At 65.2% G+C, this 20336-nt stretch carries 20 protein-coding genes; 8 read left to right on the top strand and 12 right to left on the bottom strand.

All coding sequences use genetic code 11. The features are described 5' to 3' along the window. Positions 1-96: 96 nt before the first annotated feature. Positions 97-1263 carry a hypothetical protein gene (locus F5544_RS11455; RefSeq protein ID WP_167473168.1) on the bottom strand — a complete coding sequence of 389 codons (1167 nt, stop codon included), beginning with the start codon at positions 1261-1263 and terminating at the stop codon, positions 97-99. Between the two features lie 274 nt (positions 1264-1537). Between F5544_RS11455 and F5544_RS11450 the strand changes: the two genes are divergently transcribed. Both F5544_RS11450 and F5544_RS11445 read left to right on the top strand, forming a co-directional pair. Beyond that, a complete protein-coding gene (locus F5544_RS11450) occupies positions 1538-2374 on the top strand; it encodes an SDR family oxidoreductase (protein ID WP_174867313.1) in 837 nt (278 codons plus the stop codon). A 46-nt stretch (positions 2375-2420) separates the two neighbouring features. Further along, the gene (locus tag F5544_RS11445; protein ID WP_167473167.1) at positions 2421-2939 is read left to right on the top strand and encodes a MarR family winged helix-turn-helix transcriptional regulator; all 519 of its coding nucleotides are present in this window, start codon (positions 2421-2423) and stop codon (positions 2937-2939) included. A gap of 839 nt (positions 2940-3778) precedes the next feature. On the opposite strand, the gene F5544_RS11440 is transcribed toward F5544_RS11445, so the two are convergent. Then, positions 3779-4633 carry a phytanoyl-CoA dioxygenase family protein gene (locus F5544_RS11440; protein WP_167473166.1) on the bottom strand — a complete coding sequence of 285 codons (855 nt, stop codon included), beginning with the start codon at positions 4631-4633 and terminating at the stop codon, positions 3779-3781. A gap of 51 nt (positions 4634-4684) precedes the next feature. Between F5544_RS11440 and F5544_RS11435 the strand changes: the two genes are divergently transcribed. Next, a complete protein-coding gene (locus tag F5544_RS11435; protein ID WP_167473165.1) occupies positions 4685-5263 on the top strand; it encodes a TetR/AcrR family transcriptional regulator in 579 nt (192 codons plus the stop codon). A gap of 200 nt (positions 5264-5463) precedes the next feature. Here the strand turns inward: F5544_RS11435 and F5544_RS11430 are convergent, their stop codons facing one another. Continuing rightward, positions 5464-5913 (bottom strand): PPOX class F420-dependent oxidoreductase, encoded by a 450-nt coding sequence (locus F5544_RS11430; protein WP_167473164.1) that lies wholly within the window; start codon positions 5911-5913, stop codon positions 5464-5466. A 190-nt stretch (positions 5914-6103) separates the two neighbouring features. Between F5544_RS11430 and F5544_RS11425 the strand changes: the two genes are divergently transcribed. Beyond that, positions 6104-7390, top strand: a complete 1287-nt coding sequence (locus F5544_RS11425) for an IS256 family transposase (RefSeq protein WP_428847132.1) — start codon at positions 6104-6106, stop codon at positions 7388-7390. A gap of 80 nt (positions 7391-7470) precedes the next feature. Next, positions 7471-7713, top strand: coding sequence for a hypothetical protein (locus tag F5544_RS11420; protein ID WP_167473163.1), 243 nt, complete (start codon positions 7471-7473; stop codon positions 7711-7713). Positions 7714-7898: 185 nt separating this feature from the next. Here the strand turns inward: F5544_RS11420 and F5544_RS11415 are convergent, their stop codons facing one another. After that, positions 7899-8660 (bottom strand): GNAT family N-acetyltransferase, encoded by a 762-nt coding sequence (locus F5544_RS11415; protein ID WP_167473162.1) that lies wholly within the window; start codon positions 8658-8660, stop codon positions 7899-7901. Positions 8661-8801: 141 nt separating this feature from the next. After that, positions 8802-9119, bottom strand: coding sequence for a hypothetical protein (locus F5544_RS11410; RefSeq protein ID WP_167473161.1), 318 nt, complete (start codon positions 9117-9119; stop codon positions 8802-8804). A gap of 338 nt (positions 9120-9457) precedes the next feature. Between F5544_RS11410 and F5544_RS11405 the strand changes: the two genes are divergently transcribed. Beyond that, positions 9458-9982, top strand: a complete 525-nt coding sequence (locus F5544_RS11405) for a hypothetical protein (RefSeq protein WP_167473160.1) — start codon at positions 9458-9460, stop codon at positions 9980-9982. A gap of 317 nt (positions 9983-10299) precedes the next feature. On the opposite strand, the gene F5544_RS11400 is transcribed toward F5544_RS11405, so the two are convergent. After that, positions 10300-10905, bottom strand: coding sequence for a hypothetical protein (locus F5544_RS11400; protein ID WP_203217539.1), 606 nt, complete (start codon positions 10903-10905; stop codon positions 10300-10302). Between the two features lie 96 nt (positions 10906-11001). Between F5544_RS11400 and F5544_RS11395 the strand changes: the two genes are divergently transcribed. Continuing rightward, positions 11002-11508 (top strand): NUDIX domain-containing protein, encoded by a 507-nt coding sequence (locus tag F5544_RS11395; protein WP_167473159.1) that lies wholly within the window; start codon positions 11002-11004, stop codon positions 11506-11508. A 121-nt stretch (positions 11509-11629) separates the two neighbouring features. On the opposite strand, the gene F5544_RS11390 is transcribed toward F5544_RS11395, so the two are convergent. Beyond that, positions 11630-12481 (bottom strand): phosphoribosylaminoimidazolesuccinocarboxamide synthase, encoded by an 852-nt coding sequence (locus tag F5544_RS11390; RefSeq protein WP_167473158.1) that lies wholly within the window; start codon positions 12479-12481, stop codon positions 11630-11632. A gap of 243 nt (positions 12482-12724) precedes the next feature. Here F5544_RS11390 and pepN point away from each other — a divergent pair, with 243 nt between their 5' ends. Continuing rightward, positions 12725-15295 carry an aminopeptidase N gene (gene pepN, locus F5544_RS11385; RefSeq protein ID WP_167479121.1) on the top strand — a complete coding sequence of 857 codons (2571 nt, stop codon included), beginning with the start codon at positions 12725-12727 and terminating at the stop codon, positions 15293-15295. A gap of 171 nt (positions 15296-15466) precedes the next feature. Here pepN and F5544_RS11380 read toward each other — a convergent pair whose 3' ends face one another. The 5 genes from F5544_RS11380 to F5544_RS11360 form a co-directional block, all read right to left on the bottom strand. Further along, positions 15467-16735, bottom strand: a complete 1269-nt coding sequence (locus F5544_RS11380) for a lipase family protein (RefSeq protein ID WP_167473157.1) — start codon at positions 16733-16735, stop codon at positions 15467-15469. Between the two features lie 203 nt (positions 16736-16938). Further along, positions 16939-17403, bottom strand: coding sequence for a DUF5130 domain-containing protein (locus tag F5544_RS11375; RefSeq protein WP_167473156.1), 465 nt, complete (start codon positions 17401-17403; stop codon positions 16939-16941). After that, positions 17390-17668, bottom strand: a complete 279-nt coding sequence (ctaJ, locus tag F5544_RS11370) for an aa3-type cytochrome oxidase subunit CtaJ (protein WP_167473155.1) — start codon at positions 17666-17668, stop codon at positions 17390-17392. Before ctaJ ends, F5544_RS11375 begins: the two co-directional genes overlap by 14 nt. A 69-nt stretch (positions 17669-17737) precedes the next feature. After that, positions 17738-19342 (bottom strand): glycoside hydrolase family 13 protein, encoded by a 1605-nt coding sequence (locus F5544_RS11365; protein WP_428847131.1) that lies wholly within the window; start codon positions 19340-19342, stop codon positions 17738-17740. Positions 19343-19577: 235 nt separating this feature from the next. Next, a complete protein-coding gene (locus F5544_RS11360) occupies positions 19578-19982 on the bottom strand; it encodes a globin (protein WP_167473154.1) in 405 nt (134 codons plus the stop codon). Positions 19983-20336 lie beyond the last annotated feature (354 nt).

Raw genomic sequence — 20336 nt, 5'->3', positions numbered from 1 at the left:
AGAGAACGATCCCTGGTCAACCGGTGATACTCGGTCCATACCGGAACCGGTTGGGTCCGTGAGTATTTCACATACCCTGCTAGCGCACCATCCCCTCTATGCCGCGTTCCGGGCGTCCGGCAGTGCGGAAACCGCGAGCTGTTCGGTGAGCGCTCGCCGCAGGAAAGCCGGATCGGTCAGGTGTGGTCGCAGCAGACGCCAGCCGTGGTAGTAGGTGAAGATGTAGGACTCGGTGAACGGTGTGCCGAGAAAGCCTCTCATGAAGGCCAATTCGTCGTCGGCGGCCAGCGTGGTATCGGCCAGATACTCGTGGACCTTCGGCCAGGGTGTCGCGTCGGCGAGCAGGAGCGACGCGTTGCAGTATGCACCCCAGAGGATATTGCGGGCGTGCTGGATCTTGGCGTAATTGCTCGAATCGGGTTGGAGTTCTTCGACATTGTCGAGCAGCCAGTGCTGTGCCTCGTCGCCGGGAAACAGCAGCTGCGGGGCATGCAGTCCGATCCCTTCGGACACCACGTACGCCGGTGACGGCATGAAGCGCACCTGGATGTCGGGCCGGTGCCCCTGATGTATCTGCTTCATCATGAATTCGCAGATGTGTCCCGGAATCGACTCGTGGGCAACGACGTAGAACAGATCGGCGAGGTTGAACGGCAGGTTCGTATCGACGAACACCGTCCCCTCGGTTCCGCCCCGATGCAGTCCACGGAATGGCCCGGGCGCGAATTTCACTGTCACATCGATGTTCTCGGGCAACGGCAGCAGCGCCTCGGCCCGTCGCAGCGCCTCGGCCACCGCCCGCTGGATCAATTCCGACAGCCGCCGGGCCCGGCCCGTCGGCAGGCTGTGCGCGGTGCGCCAGGCGTGTAACCGTTGGGCGAGTGAGCCTTTCGTCTCGGGCAGGCCCTCGTCCAGCAGCCGGTGGGCCTCACCGAACACCTCGTCGGAAATCCATTCGACATCGATCCCCAGCATGCCCCGAACCTGCTCGGGCAGCGGCAGCTGCTCCCCGGCCAGCCGTCTGGAAATGGTGTGCAGCGCCCGCACCTGCTCCGCCAGGGCGGGATCGTCCTCGGCGACAGCCGCTTCCAGATCCTGCGCGGCCCGTACCAGATCGACCGGATTCGCCACGGGCTCGGCCGCCACCTGAGCCCGCCATTGATCAAGCCCCCGGTAATCCAGAATCCAGCTCCCCGTGGGATGTTCGGTCACCAGCCGATCGGCTCGCAGCGCGAGCAGAGCATAGTCACGCAGCACGTCCATATTCCCCACTCTGCCGGGTGTGCCCAACTCGCGCAGGCGGACTGTGCCGAAGGGCCCGACGCATGCCATCGGTTCCCAGCCAGGACCATGACGACGCGCAACAGACGAACATCCTCTTCCGCCGTTTCGCGGGCGGCTTCCCGAGCCCGTCATGCGGCACACCGAAAGACCAACGCGCCGAGATCATTTCGACATGAGCAATGCGCGGAAATGCCTGCGGGTTCAGGCGGTCATCATATTACAATAGTTGGATTATCTATTGATTGGAGTATTGATGTTCCTCGTCACCGGAGCCACTGGCAGCGTCGGACGGCATGTCGTTGCCGGACTCGTCGCCGAAGGCCACCCCGTCCGCGCGCTCACCCGCAACCCGAACATCGCCGATATCCCTGGCGCCGCTGAGGTGCTGCGCGGCGACCTCGCGGAACCTGATGGGCTGACGGCCGCGCTGCGAGGTGTGCGCACCGTCTATCTGATGGCGATGGGGGATGCGCCCGAGCGGTTTGTCGACCTCGCCGAACGCGCTGGTGTGCAGCGCATCGTGCTGCTGTCCACCGGCGACGTGCGCGACGACGTGAAGTGCCGGCGCGACGCGGTGGCCGAGCATCACGCGCGCTTCGAGAACGCGATCCGCTCGTCGCGGCTGGAATGGACGTTCCTGCGCCCCAACGAGTTCGCCGGCAACAGCCTGCACTGGGCACCGCAGGTTCGGACCGGCGACGTGGTGCGTGCCCCATACGGCCAAGCCCGTACCTCACCGATCCACGAGCGCGATATCGCGGCTGTGGCGGTCCGGGCGCTGGTCGACGACGGGCACGACCGGGCGGCACACTATCTGAGCGGGCCGCACACGCTGACCCATGTCGACCAACTCGACCTCATCGGTGCCGCGCTCGGGCGCACACTTCACTTCGAGGAGATACCGGCAGCCCAGGCCCGCGAGGACATGACCCGTTACGCGCCGCCGATGATCGTGGATGCGGTACTCGGCCAGCTCGCCGCGGCCGTTGCCCACCCAGTCGGCATCACCCACACAGTGGAAGAGATAACCGGCCGGCCACCGCGTACCTTCGCCGAATGGGCGACCGAACACGCGGCCGAGTTCCGGTAGCCACATAATGGTCAACGGCAGGCGGTGAACAGCAGGGACGGGCACAGTGGTGAATCCTCCGAAACAGCAGCTGATCGAAGATCTGATGCGCGCCGTGACGGACCTCAAGAACGCCTCCGGCATCGCCGACCAGGCCATCAGCGACAGCCTCGGTCTCAACCGCACCGACGCACGCTGCCTGTCCTGCCTGATCATCCGCGGCCCGATGACAGCCAGCGAACTCGCCGAAACAGCCGGGCTGAAACCAGGCGCACTCACCTTCGCGGTCGACCGATTGCAGAAGGCCGGCCTCGCTCATCGCACGTCCGATCAGCAAGACCGCCGCAGGGTGATCGTCACAGCCTCCGACCAAGCGCGGCAACTCGCCGACCAAGTATGGGAACAGACCATCACCGACACACAAACCCAGCTGAGCAACTACACATCCAGCCAGCTACAACTGCTGACCGAATTCGTCCGACAACAAGTCGACCAACAACAACAACTCGCCCAACGCATCCGCAACTGGAACTACCAACAGCAACCACACATCAAAACCCGCCCCGCACCCGGCACCCCCACATGAGACACGCTCTCAGTCGAGCCCGTGGGCGTGCCGGGCGGGATACCCGCAGACCGTGGCCTTCGTGGTGGCCGGAGGGGCGCGGCTCCGCGCGCTCATGCCGATGTTCGTGCTATCCGGGTACCTGTCACGCGGCGGCGTGAGGAACCATAATCAGCTCGGTGGTGATCGAAGACGAATGGCCGAAGCGGTCTGAGGTCGAAAGTGTTTGGCGGCGAGTGCTGGCGGGTGAGCTGCCTCGGGAAGCAGCCCATGGCTGGGCGAAGCCGTGGGTAGCGGGTGCTGATGTCGGCATACCACCGGACGCTATGGCCGCACTGGGTCTCGAGTATCTACACGGGTTGGACATGACCGCGAGCCCGGCCTCCTCGAACCTCATATCCCATGGCGGCGCCGAACCGTACGTGTTGTCCGAGCGCGAAGTCGCAGCACGATTGGACCATTGGCTGGCAAGGTGCAGAGAGTACGACTGCCGACTACAAGATCGCCGTCGTGAACGCGGTTGACAGCAGCATGTATCCGCCCTTGCCGCTGCGTGGGCCTTGGTCAATCCTTCAGATCGGTTGAGCGGCAAAGTCTTTCAACGCATGCACATTCCGTTGAGCGCGTCCGGCTACACCAGGGTCCTATGTCGGGTGGGCCGCCGTGGCGAATACTGGGCCACTCTATCGAGAGACACCCGACCCAGGCCACCATGGGCTGGGCACCCAGTTGCTACTGCGCTGTAATGCCGCCGGGCGGGGTTGGCCAACCGCTCAGATGGGTTGGGCGACATGGTCTTTGAACGTCCCCTGCTGCCGATGAGCGTGCAATTACCGTCGAACTGCATGTAGGCCTGAGTGTTACACGGGTTGGGCGCCGGGTTCGAGGAGACGTTTGGGGTGCATGCCGTCGACCTGGCCGATGAACGGCGGATGGATGCTGTAACCGAGCATGCGGCGAATGTCCTCGGATACGGCGCGCACAGTGTCGCGGGTGGTCGACAGGGTGAACGCTTCCTGCGGGCGCAGCCATGGCTCGCAATATTGAGCGGTGACGGCCAATCGGGGGGCGGCGGAGCGGTTGGCGCCGCCGCCGTGCCACAGCGTGCCGAGGAAGAACACGCACGAGCCGGCTGCCATCACCACAGGTTCACGTCCGGCCTCGTCGGGTATCTCGCTGCCCAGCCAATGGCTGTTGGGGACGATGTCGGTGGCACCGTTGTCGGCGGTGAAATCGTCGATCGCCCAGATCGTGGCGGCCCCCAACGCTTTTCTCGGTCTGGGTAGCGGGTAGAAGCCGTCGTCGGTGTGCAACATCTGCGCCTTTTCACCCGGCAGAATGTTGATTATCTGCAGCATCGACAACAGATAGTTCGGCAGGAACAACCGATCCAGCAAGGCCAGCACCCGCGGATGGTCGGCAAGCCGGTCGCAGACACGAGTCTTGTTCAATACGCTGTACACCCGCTGGGTCGCGTGCCCTTCGAATCGGTTGCGGCCCTTGTGATCCAACAGCGGCGCCACGGCTTCGCGGATCGCGTCGAGCTGTTCGGGGGTGAGCAGATCGGGCAGGATCACATACCCGTCCCGCTGCACCGCGGCCAGATCCGCCTCGGCGACCGCCGAGTCGACGCCGGCACCGCTGCTCGCGGTGCGGCGATGCGAGCCGGCCAGATCGCCGCCCATATCCAGTATCGACGACACTTCGACACCCATGCGGGGCTCCTCGAATCAGTAACATAACTGAGTTCTGTTATGCTCCCGAGCATGGCACGCGCCCCGATCGGACGTCAACAACTTCTCGACGCCGCCCGCGACGAGCTGGTCCGCGGCAACGGCGTGATGGAACTCGCCGCGCTCACCCGCCACGCCGGACTCAGCACCGGTGCGCTCTACCACCACTTCGGCTCGAAAAGCGGTCTGCTAGCGGTGATCTACGACGATTTCTACAACGGATTTCTGCACGCCATCGCCGATTCCCACTTACCCGCCGACGCCGATTGGGCCACTCGCGAACGCGAACGCACCCGCCGCTCCGTCGCCTACCACTGCGCCGACCCGCTCGCCCCGATCCTGCTCAACCGCCCCACGCTGGACCCGCAACTCGTCGAGCTCGAATCGTCCTATATCCAGACCATCATCGCCAACGCCGCCGCCAACATCCGCAACGGCCAAGCCCTGGGCGAGCTATCGGCAGACCTCGACCCCGACAGTACCGGCGCCTACATCATCGGCGGATTCCGCCACGGCATCGCCCACCAACTCCGCATCACCCCGACCCCAACCCCCGACCAGGTCACCGAGCGACTGTGGCGCCTGATCGCCGCCACCCTCGAAATCACCTGACCCAGCCGCACTTCCGAGTCACCGAACACTCACTCGTGCCGCGGTGCGGGCGACCTGCGCCACGAGATCGACTGCGTCGCCGAACATCTGCTATGCCGATTGCGACATTCGCCCCGCCCGACGCGGGTGGCGAGACAGACCCTGACCGCGGTCCTGGACTGGCACCGGCGACACACGACACGGCCATTCGCATCGCCGGGTCAGGTGGGCAGTACGCCGGGGCGGAACGGCTCCACGCCGATGGTTCGATGCACGTAGTCGGGCTTGATGAGCACCGCCACCCGTACCTCGCCGTCGATCGGCCACGGGAACGTCTCGGTGCCGAGATACTTCTGCGCCAGCCGGTCCATGATCCGCGACGCGGGAGCTCCCTCCACGAATCCCGCTGCGCGCCCACGGATCTCGACGCGATCATAAGGATTGTCCGGGCTGAACGAGCACAGTGACAATCGCGGATCCCGGCGCAGATTCTGCTCTTTCATCCGTCCCCGCGACGTATCGACGACGATCCACTCGGTTCCATCGATCGTCTCCAGCCCTGCCCACATCGGCGTCAACTGCGGCCCGCCGTCCGGGTTCAACGTTCCCATCACCCAAAACCACGGCCGCCGTAGCCAATCCCGAATCTCATCGTCCAGCGCATCGCTCATATCGTCATCCTGCCCGACGACTCCGAACACGCGCTCGTGCCGGATTTCGGAGACCCGATCGTCGCGCCACGTCTCACGGTAGGTTCCACCATGTGTCTGTGAACTGCGATCTCTACGCAACGGGGGACTGTTGATCTAACGGTGGTTCCGGCCTTATTCGCTGAACGAAGTTCAGCGGGAAGGTGCCACCATGACGACACTTGATCCGGTGACGAGGAAGAAGAAACCGGTCGAGGCTTCGGCTGAGGAGTTGGCCGCCCAGGAGTTGGTTCGGATGGCCAAGGAGCGGGGCCTGTCGCTGACCGGGCCGGACGGGCTGCTCAAGCAGTTCACCAAGACCGTCCTCGAGACGGCGTTGAACGAGGAGATGACCGATCACCTCGGCTATGACAAGCACGAGGCGCCCGCAGAGCGGGAAACCTCGAACGTGCGCAACGGAACTCGTCCGAAGACGGTGCTGACCGAGTCGAGTGGGCACGTGCAGATCGATGTGCCCCGCGACCGTGAGGGCAGCTTCGAGCCCCAGATCGTGCGCAAGCGACAGCGCCGGTTGACCGGGGTGGATGAGATCGTGTTGTCGTTGTATGCGAAAGGCTTGACCACCGGCGAGATTTCGGCGCACTTCGCCGAGATTTACGGCGCGTCGGTATCGAAGGAGACGATCTCCCGTATTACCGACAAGGTGGTCGCGGAGATGCAGGAGTGGTCGTGCCGGCCCCTCGACGAGATCTACGTGGCGATCTTCATCGACGCCATCGTGGTGAAGGTCAGAGATGGGCAGGTCGCGAACCGGCCGATTTACGCGGCGATCGGAGTCACCGTCTCCGGTGAAAAGGACGTCCTGGGGTTGTGGGCCGGCACCGGCGGCGAAGGCGCGAAGTTCTGGATGGGCGTGCTCACCGACATCCGCAACCGCGGCGTGAAAGACGTGTTCTTCGTGGTCTGCGACGGATTGAAGGGCCTGCCGGAGGTGGTCGGGAACGTGTGGCCGCTGGCCACTGTCCAAACCTGCGTCATCCACCTGATCCGCAACACCTTCCGGCTGGTGTCTCGTCAGCATTGGGACGCGCTCAAACGGGATGTGAAGCCGATCTACACCGCGGTCAACGCCGACGCCGCCCGCGCCGCGCTGGACGAGCTGACCGAGCAGTGGGGCGCGAAATACGGTGCGGTCGTGCGGCTTTGGAACAACGCGTGGGAACAGTTCATCCCGTTCCTGGACTACGACGTGGAGATCAGACGCGTCATCTGCTCCACGAACGCGATCGAGTCGCTCAACGCCCGCTACCGGCGCGCGATCAAGGCCCGCGGGCATTTCCCCACCGAGCAAGCCGCGCTGAAATGCCTGTATCTGGTGACCCGATCCCTCGACCCCACCGGGCAGGGTCGGGCACGATGGACCATGCGATGGAAACCCGCGGTCAACGCCTTCGCGATCACCTTCGCCGACCGCTGGCCCGACGCCCAAACCTACTGAGAAACAACGCCGGAAACACCGTTAGCGAGATAGACCCCGCAACGGTGATAGGTCTTGCCGATCTTCATGAAGCACAGTCTGTGAAGACCGCGGTCGAGCAACTGTTGGCGGAGGAGTTCCAAGGTGGTTGGGATTTCAACGTGGAGATCAAGCAGCGAAGCGAGTCCGAGGTCTATGTGGTGATCGAGTCGCTCGATACGGTGATCATCGGCGGAAACGGCTCGTGGACAGACGTTTTCGATGGCCTTCTCAGAGAGCGTGTTTCCGCCGTCGCGGCCGACGCCAAGACGAACACCGAGTGGACCTGGCCCGACTACCCCTAGCCGGGGTGGGTCAGCGATCGACTCTGCCGGTGAGGCCGCCGATCTGGGTTAGAAATCATCCGCGCTTACGGCGTGCGTTGGCCAACTGTCCGAACCGGTTGGGAGACATGACTTTCTAACTCGTCCCATGCCGATGAGCATGTCTGTTCGCTCGGCATCGTCTGCGCCGGAAAAGGTTTCGAAGGTTATGTGGTCGGTTGCGATGCCGGGAAAATCAGATCGATCCAGCTTGCGGTGTGGTGGAAACCGATTCGCTCGTAGACGATGCGGGCCGGGTTGCCGTCGGTCACCGACAGCCCCAGCGCCGCAATGCCCGACGACGCCGCGCGGGCCAGGACGACCCGCAGCAGTAGCGCACCGAGCCCGGCGTGATCGGGGCCGGGGCGGCGGAAGACGTCGGAGATCCAGGCGCCTTCCAGCGGCGGCTCACCGCCGGTGTCCTGGACGAGGACCGCGGCGACCGCACGTCGCCCATCCCATGCCACGGTGCTACACGGCAGCAGTGGACCCATGAGCGAGCCGTCGTACAGTGCGGCGAGCGTCTGCAACCCGTCGACATCATGGTCGGGATGAGCCGATGGATAAGCAGCCGAGAATGCGTCCTGCAGAGCGGCGGGCGCAACCTCGGATGCGGGGACAGGTCGCAGCCCCGACGGTAGTTCGGGCTCGATCGGCGCCATCCCGGTCAAATCTCGTGTGTAGGTGTGGAAAAGCCGCACACGGTGGGCGCCCGCATTCAACAGTGCGGCGCCCAGGTCGGCATCCGTGGTCGCGCCCCAACCTGGCAGTGCCCGCAGGATCGGTGTCACCGCGCTCTGATCACCAGGATCGGCCCAGCGCAAGTCCTCCGCCCACTGCCGGTCACCACGGCGCCCCGGCTCGTAGTGTGCCAGCGCAGTTCCCCGAGAATCGAAAATCGTCTCGATATCCCTCTCCGGCTCGATCATTACCGCCATTCTGATCTTCTCGATCGACCTACGCGATGGCGGGTGCTCTCAACCTCGCCACCAGCGGTCGGCGATCAAGTGAGCCACACCCGTTGGCTGACAGGCGATCCCGCGGAATGCGCGCACGGGCCGAGAGGCGCGTCAGTCGTGCTGTCGCCCTCTGCCTGTGAGCGAACCCCACTGATCGGCCGCAGCAGCAGGGTCGTCTGCTGCGGCGACCATCTCGACGTAGAGGGGAATTGCCGCAGCGCAGAGCCTGCCATCGCCCGTATAGCACAAAACGACGCAGCGCAATTGTTGGCCGACCGCAGGCCACGGCTCGCCCGGATTGTCCGTGATGTATGAGCTGTCCACAAATCCGCGTTCGCCGTCCTCGGATTCGATCAGGAGCCCATACGGCGCGTGGCCGTACACCGAACATCGAACGACTTCGTACCGTACACGTGCTTGCGGCTCCATCCGTCCTCCCTACACCATCCTCCCATGCTGCGTTCCGGGCGTTCGGGCGAGCCGTAGCCGTTGGTCGCCAGTCGATTTCGCGAACATCCGATAGTGCCTGTGGGTTCAGGCGGCCATCGTCAGCGGCACGGTTACGGCACCGACCATCCCATCCGGAATCATTTGTGGAAACGAATATCGAGGGGTCCAGGCAGGTCACCATCCCGATCCGTCGCTTCGGCCCTGCAGAGAACCGAAACTGAACATTCGATCTGAGGACAGGGGAAGAATCAGTGCGAGTTGGTCGGGTCAGAAACCGTGCGGGTGAATCGTTCCCAGGCCGGTGCAAACCTAGCGGCGTGATTGTCGCGGGCGTGCTGGCCGGGGCCGTGTCGTTCGGTGCGCCGGGGTGGGTGGCGCCCGCGGCGGCCAAGCCCGACACCGTTGTCATGACGTGCGACGAGACCGGCAACGTCACCTGGCTCGGCGCCGGGATCACCGACACCAAGGCCAAGGTCGACTGGGAGAACACCAAACACTACGACAACTGCAAGCTGCCGGACGGATCCACACCCCAGGTGTACCCGGAGAGATCCGTCGCGATGGGCACCGAACTCGCGTCGTGCGACGCTGTCGAGAGCCACGAGGGCCGTGGCGAGATGTCTTGGTCGGACGGGTCCACCACCACGTTCAAGCAGAAGGCGTCGAAGCAGAGCAAGTTCAAAGGTAACGGCACCGGCGAGTTCACGCTCATCATCGAGGACGGAAACGACTTCACGGGCGACACCGCTATAGATAAGGACACTCTGACGAAGAAGGAATCGAAATCCTGCCCGGGCCTGACAAGCGCGACAACCAAAGGCACCCTCACCATCTACAAGTAGTAGAGCACGGGCGAGGCGGCGGGCGAATCGGATTCGCCCGCCGACGGGCGGGTCTCTGATCTCCCTCCCGGCAAACCCAACCACCACGACTACGCCGCTCCTCATGCCGCTGATCGGGCGGTCTGCACAGTGGAAGCCGTTGCCGCGCAGTGTATCTGCTGTAACCGGTTTCCAGGCGTGCCGCGGTCTGTCCGGCCTCCAGCCACGAGGTCACAGTTCGCGATCGGTCCGGTGCCGAAAAGGTGCGGAGCTCGAGGTGGTGGACATCTTCGCTCCGGCACCGGCCGAGATGGTTGTGAGCGTGTTGGAGCGAATTCTCAATGCGGGTAATCGATTTGGATGATGTCTTGCTCTAGATCGGCGAATTCGATGTCGGGATCGAGTTCGGCCAGCACGGTGGGGGTAAGTGGTTGCAGGGCGTATACGTGCTGGACGGCGGAAAGGCTGACCTCGGTCTCGTAGTAGTTCTCGGCCCAGTCCCGGTACGCCTCGGGTGTGCCTTCGACCAGCAGCTCGAACAAACCCCGGCCACCGCGGTCGGCGGCCGACACGCCCCAGGCGGTGTCGCGGGGTTCACGCCAGAAGCACACGGTGGCAAGAGGGGAACCATCGTGGGCGGCGAACGCCGGCTCCGTGACATAGGGACCGAAGACCGGAGGCACGGCATCGAGGACCTGTGGGGCATTCGGCGCCTCGTGGTCGAAGCCCCGGCCGTAGACGCCGGCGCCGGAGAAGACGATGAACCAGTTGTCACCGGAGCCGTTGCGCATCGAGGCCATCTCCGCACCGTCGCCCCAACGACTGTCGAACGAGTAGTAGCGGTATTCCCACTCCGGGCTGAGAACAGCATCGAGTATGGCCATCGCCCGACAGCGGTTGCGAAGGATCGGGATGTCGGGAAGGCGGCGCAGCAGTTCGTTCACAGAGTCATCGAAACCCAGTTCGGCCGGCCCGTCGCGCCGGGCCTTCGGGACCTCGGGTTATCCGGTCGCCCGCCCGATGAGGCAAACTGCCAACTCATGGTGGCCAAATTCAGTGCGGGGATTCTGTTGTTCCGGATGACCGATACCACCGAGGTACTGCTCGGGCATATGGGTGGGCCGTTCTGGGCGAAGAAGGACAGCGGCGCGTGGTCGCTGCCGAAGGGTGAGTACGACCCCGCGACGGAAGAGCCGCGGGCGGCGGCGGCCCGCGAGTTCACCGAGGAGTTGGGGCTGCCGGTGCCGGATGGCGAATGGGTTGCGCTCGGCGATGTGACGTACGGCAGCGGCAAAAGCCGAAAGCAGTTGTCCGCCTGGGCGATCGAGGGCGACCTCGATGCGGGCGCCATCGTGCCGGGAACGTTCGAGATGGAATGGCCGCCGAAATCCGGCAAGCTGGCGGAGTTTCCGGAGATCGACCGCGCGGGCTGGTTCGATTTGGCCACCGCCGCGGACAAACTCGGGGCCGGTCAACGGCCGCTGCTCGACCGGCTCGCCGAGTTGATCGCGAATCGGCGCACCGCCGGTACGGTGATGGGCGACTGAGATCGCCAATTCCCGCACAGCGGTTGACTTTCCGGCGTCGGCCAACTTTCGATGCGTCGGTTCGCGACACCGGGCCACATCGAGTCGCCTGGCCAACGCCGGACGCTACACAGGAACGGTCTCAGGCAGGCACCCCGGTCCAGGCACGGCCCGTGATCAGCTCGTACGCCTGAACGTACCGCTTACGGGTGGCCTCGACGATATCGGCCGGAATTTCCGGCCCGGGCGGTTCCTGATTCCAGCCGGTGGAGGTGGCCCAGTCGCGGACGAACTGCTTGTCGAAGGACCGCTGCGTGCGACCGGGCTGCCATTCGTCGGCGGGCCAGAAGCGCGACGAGTCGGAGGTGAGCACCTCGTCTCCGAGGGTGAGAACGTCACCGTCCCAACCGAATTCGAGTTTGGTGTCGGCGATGATCACACCGCGCTGCGCCGCATGCGCCGCACCGCGCGAGTAGATGTCGAGCGTGCGCTCGCGCAGCAGTTCGGCGACCTCGCGCCCCTCCTGGGCCACCACGTCGTCGAAGGTGATGAACTCGTCGTGTCCCTCGGACGCCTTGGTGGTGGGCGTGAAGATCGGCTCGGGCAGCTTGTCGCCCTCGACCAGTCCGGGCGGCAGCTGCACACCCGAAACCGCACCGGTGCGCTGATATTCCTTCAGCCCGAGTCCGACGAGATAACCGCGGGCGATGCATTCCACCTGCACCATCTTCAGCGGCTTGCAGCGGATGGCGCGCCCGGCGAATTCGGCGGGCACGTCGGTGGCCGACAGCACGTGATTGGGCACATCGGTGAAGAAGTCGAACCACCAGTTCGACAGCTGGGTCAGCAGCGCACCCTTCTCGGGAATCGGCGTCGGCAGCGTCACGTCGTACACCGAGACCCGATCGGAGGCGACGAGCAGCAGGCTGTCACCGTCCTCGTACAGGTCACGCACCTTCCCGGCGTGCACATGCTTCAACGCAGACCTCCACATTCCTCGGCTGTTCCCGGCACCCGCACAATACCGCCGAGCCCGCCGTGCCGGGTCAGCGGCGGTAGGCGCGGTGACCTCCTCGGACCGTCGAGCCACACGCATCCCATGACCGATTCGACTCCGCCGCGGCAACCGGCGGGCAGTGACTAGGGTTGAGCGAGGAAAACCCCGCGCGGGCGACCACGCCGAGGTGGCATCGTGAGTGCCGCCCGTGCTCAGTTCTTCGACAACGAAGGAGCCCAATTGTCCGCACCGAATCTGACTCGCGACCAGGCGATCGAACGCGCCGCGACAGTGCGGGTCGAGAACTATCGCATCGACCTCGACCTCACCGACGGGGCCGGCAAGCCGGGCGAGCAGACCTTCTTCTCCCGCAGCACGGTGACGTTCACCGCGACGCCGGGCGCGAGCACATTCGTCGATATCGTCGCGCGCGGTGTGCGCTCGGCCGTGCTCAACGGCGCCCCCGTCGAGATCGGCGACTATGACGAGGCCAAGGGCATCGCGCTCACCGGCCTGGCCGAGCGCAACGAGCTGGTGGTGGAGGCCGATTGCGAATACTCGCACACCGGCGAGGGCCTGCACCGCTTCGTCGATCCCACCGACCAGGCCGTCTACCTGTATTCGCAGTTCGAAACCGCCGACGCCAAAAGGATGTTCGCGTGCTTCGATCAACCGGATCTCAAGGCCACCTTCGATATCACGGTCACCGCACCGTCCGACTGGCAGGTGATCTCGAACAGCGCTGCGACCCAACCGGATCCGGGTAAGCACGTCTTCGCGACCACGCCGCGGATGTCGACCTACCTGGTCGCCCTGATCGCCGGGCCGTACGCTCGATGGACCGATGAGTACACCGATGAGCACGGCACCATCCCACTCGGAATCTACTGCCGCGCTTCACTTTCCGAATACATGGACGCCGAGCGCCTGTTCACCGAGACCAAGCAGGGTTTCGGCTTCTACCACAAGAGTTTCGGCGTGCCGTACGCCTTCGGCAAGTACGACCAGCTGTTCGTACCGGAGTTCAACGCCGGCGCGATGGAGAACGCGGGCGCGGTAACCTTCTTGGAGGACTACGTCTTTCGCTCCAAGGTGACTCGCGCCTCCTACGAGCGCCGCGCCGAGACCGTGCTGCACGAGATGGCGCACATGTGGTTCGGCGACCTGGTCACCATGAAGTGGTGGGACGACCTGTGGCTCAACGAATCGTTCGCCACCTTCGCCTCGGTGCTGTGCCAGTCGGAGGCGACCGAATACACCAGCGCCTGGACCACTTTCGCGAATGCGGAGAAGTCGTGGGCGTACCGGCAGGACCAGCTGCCGTCCACCCACCCCATCGCCGCCGACATTCCCGATCTGGCCGCGGTGGAGGTGAACTTCGACGGCATCACCTACGCCAAGGGCGCAAGCGTGCTGAAACAGCTTGTGGCCTATGTGGGTTTGGAGCCGTTCCTGACCGGCTTGCGCCAGTACTTCACCGAACACGCCTATGCCAACGCCACTTTCGACGATCTGCTCGGCGCGCTCGAAAAGGCTTCCGGCCGTGACCTTTCCACCTGGGGCGCACAGTGGTTGAAGACGACGGGCCTGAACATCCTGCGCCCCGACTTCACCGTGAACGAGGCGGGCGAATTCACCTCGTTCGCCGTGGTGCAGGAGGGTGCCGCGCCGGGCGCCGGTGAGCGCCGGGTGCATCGCCTCGCCATCGGCGTCTACGACGACCAGGACGGAAAGCTGGTGCGCACCAAGCGCGTCGAGCTCGACCTGGACGCCGTCGAACGCACCGAGGTGCCGGAGCTGGTCGGCGTGCCGCGCGGGAAGTTCGTGCTGGTCAACGACGACGACCTCACCTACTGCTCGGTCCGTCTCGACCCGGATTCGCTGAACGTGCTGATCAACCGGATCGGCGATATCGCCGAACCGCTCCCGCGCACCCTGGCCTGGTCGGCGGCGTGGGAGATGACGCGGCAGGCCGAGATGCGGGCCCGCGATTTCGTCGCGCTGGTGCAGCGCGGCATCGGCGCGGAAACCGAGGTCGGCGTGGTGCAACGGCTGCTGATGCAGGCCAACACCGCGCTCGCCGCGTACGCCGACCCCGAATGGCTCGCCGCCTCCGGCTGGACCGGCTACGCCGACCGGCTGCTGGAGCTGTCCCGCGCCGCCGCGCCCGGTTCGGATCACCAGCTGGCCTTCGTCAACGGGCTGCTGGCGACCAAGCTGTCCGGCCAGCACATCGAGGTACTGCGCAAGCTGCTCGACGCCGACCCGGCCGAGGTCGGGCTCGCGGGGCTCGCCGTCGACACCGATCTGCGCTGGCGGATCGTCACCGCATTGGCGGCGGCGGGCGAAATCGACGCCGACGGGGTGGACCATCCGTTCATCGACGCGGAGCTGGCCAAGGATCCGACCGCGGCAGGCAAGCGGCAGGCGGCCACCGCCGGCGCGTCGCGGCCGATCGCCGCGGTGAAGGAACAGGCCTGGCAGACCGCGATGTTCGACGACGCCGTCCCGAACATCACCATCCGCGCGATCGTCGCCGGCTTCTCGCCGGTCGGTCAGGGCGAACTGCTCGCGCCGTTCGTCGAACGCTACTTCGCCGAGATCCCCGGCGTGTGGGAGCGCCGCTCCAGCGAGGTCGCGCAGACCGTGGTGGTCGGCCTCTACCCGAGCTGGGCGATCAGCGAGGAGGCGGTCGCGGTGGCCGACAAGTTCCTCGCCGACAACCATCCGCCCGCCCTGCTCCGGTTGGTGTCCGAGGGCAAGGCGGGCATCGAACGCTCGCTGCGCGCACGGGCTTTCGACAAGGAGTAGAGGTAACTCTGTAATCCCGTTCCCCCGGCTGTCGCCGGGGGAACGGTAGGGGTGCGGAAGGGTGCGGCCCGTTCCCAGAAGGAACCGCCGCCCACACCTTCAGCAGAGGAAGCGGCCCGGTCCGAGGACGAACCGCCGCCCACATCTTCAGCGGTGCGCCCAACCGCGGCGTCAGCAGGTCTTAGGACCCGGGTTACCACCGCGCAGGACCCAGCTGAGCCAGGCGGTCGCGGCGGGCCAGCCGATGACATCGGCCGAAATATGTTCGCTGATCGGCACTTCCAGGTAGCGCAGGTCGACGTTCGCTCGGCAGTAGGCCTCGATCGTCGGGTGGATGACCTGGGGCGGGATCAGCTGGTCGGTGGTGGACTGCCACATGAACAGCGGCATATCGGGGCGGTGCGCCGGGTCGACGCCGAAGCTGATGTCGTGCAGCACCTGCTGAATCTCGGGCCGCCGCAATACGTTCGGATCCTTCAGGTACGTCGACATCGGCGGGCTGAGCATTCCGGCCGCGATCTCGGTCCACAGGCAGCGGTTGCCCATATCGTCGAAGTGCGCGACGCCGTCGGGCGTGAGCAGATCCTCGGGTTTCAGCACGTCGGGATATTCCCGGGCAACCCCGTTGACGAAGACCCACACCGCCCACTGCGCGAAGAAGTTGCCGAGGTTCACCGGCCCGAGCACCTCGTCGAGCAGCGCGTTCTTATCGCCCGGCACACCGCCCTGCGCCGACCCGAGGATCGGCAACTCCGGTGCGTAGGACGCGTGCAGTTCGGCCGCGGACGCGCTGGCATTTCCGCCGCCGGAATACCCGTAGAGCCCGACCGCCGAATCGGCGAGTCCCAGTGCCGGATCCCGCTTGGCGGCCCGGATACCGTCGAGCACCATCCGTCCCTCGGACGGGCTGAGCGCGGTATTGCGTTTGCCGTTGAAATCCGAGATCACCACGGCCATACCCTGTTCCAGGAAATACTGGGTCAGCGCGATCTCCTTGAACAGCCCCGCCCGCAACGTATACGACGGGTTGCAGATGTTCGCGGTGCTGTCGATCGCCTCCTGATAGGACACCAGCGGCCGCGGGCTCCCGATCCACGGAATACCCGGGGTCAGCACCGTGGTCGCGGTGACCAGCGGGGTCCCGTGCGCATCGGTGCTGCGGTACAGAATCTGCCTGGTGGACACCGGAATCGGGATGCCGAGCACATAGGACTGCACATCGCGCGTCCGCACGATATCGCCATTGTTCAGGCTGTCCAGATTCGGCGGATCGGCGTACCAGGGATCGCTCTCGGGTGGCGTCAGCGGCACCACCGCCGGATAGATCTGCCGTTCGCTCGGCAGTGGTATCGGTGGCTGCGCCACGGCCACCGCGGTGGATACCGCCGTGAGCACGCAGACGCCGAGACCGGCGAGCATCGAAAGCCGTCGTGCCGACATCTTCTCCCCTACCGTGTGTTGAAGGGAGATCTGTCGTACAGCCAACACCTCCCTGTGTCAGCTTTCACAACACACCAAGGCGCAGCGTTGCGGTAGTCGCAACAGGCCTGTTAGCCGGGCCAATGATTTGTGCACTCTGTCAAAAGCTTCGGCGCGCCCACCGATTACGGTGGACGCGCCGAAAAGCATTCGGGCGGGCGAGCCTAACGTCCGATCGCGGCGGCCATCACGCGAACCGCCGACACCAGGCCATCGATGAGCTGCCCCTGACGGAACGAGCTCAGCGCGGCCGTGACACCGAGCTGGCAAACCCGGTCGTTGGCGCGGTCGGCGACCTCGCGGCCGGAGCGCACCTCGATCGCCTTGTCGTTCGGGGAGACGGCGATGAGCACCGAACGCGCCGCCTCCGGTGTCTTCGGGAAGATCGCGTCAGCGCCCGCGGCGGGATCCTCGCCGAGGTGGCCGATGTAGATGTTGAAGCGCACCTTGGTCGCCCGAGTGGCCTCGGTGAGCACGTTGTCCATGGCAAGCCGCTCCGGATCGCTGAACGGCGCCTCCTTGAACACGGCACCGGCCTCGTGCACGCCGGAAACGCGTCCGCTGCTGGTGATGGCGTATCCGTGCGGCAGATCGGCCTCGACCACCGCGGGCCATTTAGAACTTGCCACTTGCCCGGCCTCCGATCAGTTCCGCCGCGGCGGACTCGATAGCCGCATGGGAGCCATGCGACGAACCACTGTCATGGTGACCGGATCCGGTCACCTCGTCGGTCGCACTCCACAGCACCGGCTCTGCCGTCCACTCCTGACCGAGGTCGAAGTGGGTCGGCTTCTCGCCGGCGAGTGGCTTACCGAGAAACGACAATCCGGCGATCACGCCGTAGATCACCAGCGGGATGCCGACGAAGATCAGCACTGTCTCGAGAATGCTCACGGATCAACGGTAGACGATGCTGTGTAGTAGTTCCGCCACCGGCCGAAAGATCGTTGACTTCGTGTCGATTCAGACCAGCCAGGCGGCCGTGTCGGGCGGCAGCAGACCGCCGTCCAGCGGGGCGCTGGCCAGGATCACCGTGCCGGGCGGCAGCGCCACCGGGGCCGGAGACGCGTTGAGCACGCAGATCAGGCCGCCGGGTCTGCGGAAGGCGAGGCAGCCGGGCGGGCTGCCGTACCAGTCGAGTCCGGGACCGGCGAATTCCGGTCGCACACCGCGCAATTCGATCGCCGCCCGGTAGAGCGACAGCGTCGAACCCAGCTGCTCCAACTGTCGCTCCACCGTGAGCTCGGCCCAAGACGGCGGCAGCGGCAACCACGGCTGCCCGGTGGTGAATCCGAACGGCGGCTCGCCCCCCTCCCAGGGAATCGGCACCCGGCAACCGTCCCGGCCGCGAACGGTGTGCCCGGACCGCTCCCACGTCGGATCCTGCAGCACCGCCTCCGGCAGATCGTCGACGTTCGGCAGGCCGAGCTCCGCCCCGTTGTAGATGAAAACCGCACCGGGCAAAGCGAATTCGACCAGGGCCATGGCCCGCGCCCTGGCCAGGCCCGCCACGCCGCCGCCGTAGCGGGATACCTCTCGGTCGACATCGTGATTCGACAGCGTCCAGGTGGGGTTCGCGTCGACGGTGGCCACCGCGGCCAGCGAGTTGTCGATGGCGCCGCGCACCGAATCGGCATCGAACGGCGTCTCCGCCAACCGGAAGTTGAAGGCCAGATGCAGTTCGTCGGGGCGCAGATATTCGCCGAAGCGGTGGTTGTCGTCCACCCACACCTCGCCGATCGACACCGCGTCGGGATATTCGTCCAGCACCTTGCGGATGCGGCGGTGGATCTGATGCACGGCCGGATTGTTGAACCGGGGATCGTCGTCATCGATGTGGGTGAGCTGCCCCGCGGGGACGTCCACCATGTCGGGCAGGCCGTCGGGCTTGGCCATGCCGTGCGCGACATCCAGCCGGAAACCGTCGACACCGCGATCCAGCCAGTACCGCAGCGTCTTCTCGAAATCCTGCCAGACCTCCGGATTGTCCCAGTTCACGTCCGGCTGTTCGGGGGCGAAGATATGCAGATACCACTGACCGGGTCTGCCGTCGGCCTCGGTGACCCTGGTCCAGGCCGGGCCGCCGAAGATGCTCGGCCAATTGTTCGGTGGCAGTGCGCCGTCCGGCCCTCGGCCGTCGCGGAAGATGTAGCGAGACCGCTGCGGACTCCCCGGCGGCGCGGCCAAAGCCTCGATGAACCAAGGATGTTCGCTACTGGTGTGGTTCGGCACCAGGTCCATGGTCACTTTGATGCCGCGGTCGTGCGCCTCGGCGATCAACTCGTCCAGCGCGGTCAATCCGCCGAACATGGGGTCGATATCGCGCGGGTCCGCGACGTCGTAACCGCCATCGGCCATCGGCGACCGCATGACCGGGCAGATCCACAGCGCGTCGACACCGAGCAGCTCGAGATAGCCGAGCTTGTCACGCACGCCGCCGAGATCGCCGATCCCATCACCGTTCGAATCGGCGAACGATCTGGGATAGACCTGATAGAACACGGCCGACCGCCACCACGACTGTGCTTGGCGATCCACCGGCGCTGGCACGGCAGATGTCTGTGTCACAGTCGTTATATTGCCAGGGCGCACCGACAAATTCCCGCATCGTCAGCAAACTTGTCCGGTTTCCGCAAATAACCAGCATTCCTGGGTGTCAAGCCGAAAACCCTAGGGGCATCGGGTTACTCGGCCGAAACGGCACCGCGCGACAGCGCCAGCAAATTCATGATCACTCGGCGCGTCGCCAGCAAACAAGTCCCCCGCGACCGGAAATCCGCCCCGCACAGGCGGATCGGCACATTCAGAAGGGCGAGTTGACCAACGAGTTGGCCGCCATCTCCAGGTAATCGAGCAGCGCCCGGCGATGCTGATCGTCCAACACATCCGGCTCGATCTCGGCGACCGCGATCCGCATACAGCGCAGCCAGGCATCCCGCTCGAGCGGACCGATCTTGAACGGCATATGCCGCATGCGCAGGCGCGGATGGCCGCGCTCATCGGAATAGGTGCGCGGACCGCCCCAATACTGTTCCAGGAACATCCGCAACCGTCGCTCGGCCGGACCCAGATCCTCCTCCGGATACAGCGGGCGCAGCAGCTCGTCGGCCTTCACCTCGCGATAGAACGCCGCGACGAGCCGCCGGAACGTATCCGCACCGCCGACCGCGTCATAGAACGACGTAGCCGTTTGTTCACCCGAAGTCATCAGGCCCTTTCTGTTTGGCCGCGAACGTCGCTCGTAAGACTCGCTCGCGAGCTGGTTGCGTCGGATTGAATCTCGCCCCTGTTCATTGTGCTCTGTTCGATCGACCGGGCTCGAACGGCTGCCGATGCGATGGGTGGATGTGGGCGAGACCACAGCGGTCGGCGGTACAGTCGGAGGGGTCGGCAACACTCTCGCGATCGCCTGCGGAGTGGGGTCGGCCGGTCAGTAGGGGGTTCGGGATTACGAACCGGCGGCTCTTCAACCAAGGTTCACCGGACATTGCGCGAAATCACCGTGCATTCCCCGCCGTTCCATGGTCAACTGGGTGGCAGTCTCTGCCCGAATACCACATGA

Source organism: Nocardia arthritidis (assembly GCF_011801145.1).
Lineage (GTDB): Bacteria > Actinomycetota > Actinomycetes > Mycobacteriales > Mycobacteriaceae > Nocardia > Nocardia arthritidis_A.
The sequence above is the reverse complement of the archived record's forward strand: the minus strand, read 5'-3'. Positions and strand labels throughout refer to the sequence as shown.

Coding starts and splice junctions, on each gene's coding strand:
- F5544_RS11455 (WP_167473168.1), bottom strand. CDS start 1,263: ATGGACGTGCTGCGTGACTATGCTCTGCTCGCGCTGCGAGCCGATCGG.
- F5544_RS11450 (WP_174867313.1), top strand. CDS start 1,538: ATGTTCCTCGTCACCGGAGCCACTGGCAGCGTCGGACGGCATGTCGTT.
- F5544_RS11440 (WP_167473166.1), bottom strand. CDS start 4,633: ATGGGTGTCGAAGTGTCGTCGATACTGGATATGGGCGGCGATCTGGCC.
- F5544_RS11435 (WP_167473165.1), top strand. CDS start 4,685: ATGGCACGCGCCCCGATCGGACGTCAACAACTTCTCGACGCCGCCCGC.
- F5544_RS11430 (WP_167473164.1), bottom strand. CDS start 5,913: ATGAGCGATGCGCTGGACGATGAGATTCGGGATTGGCTACGGCGGCCG.
- F5544_RS11425 (WP_428847132.1), top strand. CDS start 6,104: ATGACGACACTTGATCCGGTGACGAGGAAGAAGAAACCGGTCGAGGCT.
- F5544_RS11415 (WP_167473162.1), bottom strand. CDS start 8,660: ATGATCGAGCCGGAGAGGGATATCGAGACGATTTTCGATTCTCGGGGA.
- F5544_RS11410 (WP_167473161.1), bottom strand. CDS start 9,119: ATGGAGCCGCAAGCACGTGTACGGTACGAAGTCGTTCGATGTTCGGTG.
- F5544_RS11395 (WP_167473159.1), top strand. CDS start 11,002: ATGGTGGCCAAATTCAGTGCGGGGATTCTGTTGTTCCGGATGACCGAT.
- F5544_RS11390 (WP_167473158.1), bottom strand. CDS start 12,481: ATGTGGAGGTCTGCGTTGAAGCATGTGCACGCCGGGAAGGTGCGTGAC.
- F5544_RS11380 (WP_167473157.1), bottom strand. CDS start 16,735: ATGTCGGCACGACGGCTTTCGATGCTCGCCGGTCTCGGCGTCTGCGTG.
- F5544_RS11360 (WP_167473154.1), bottom strand. CDS start 19,982: ATGACTTCGGGTGAACAAACGGCTACGTCGTTCTATGACGCGGTCGGC.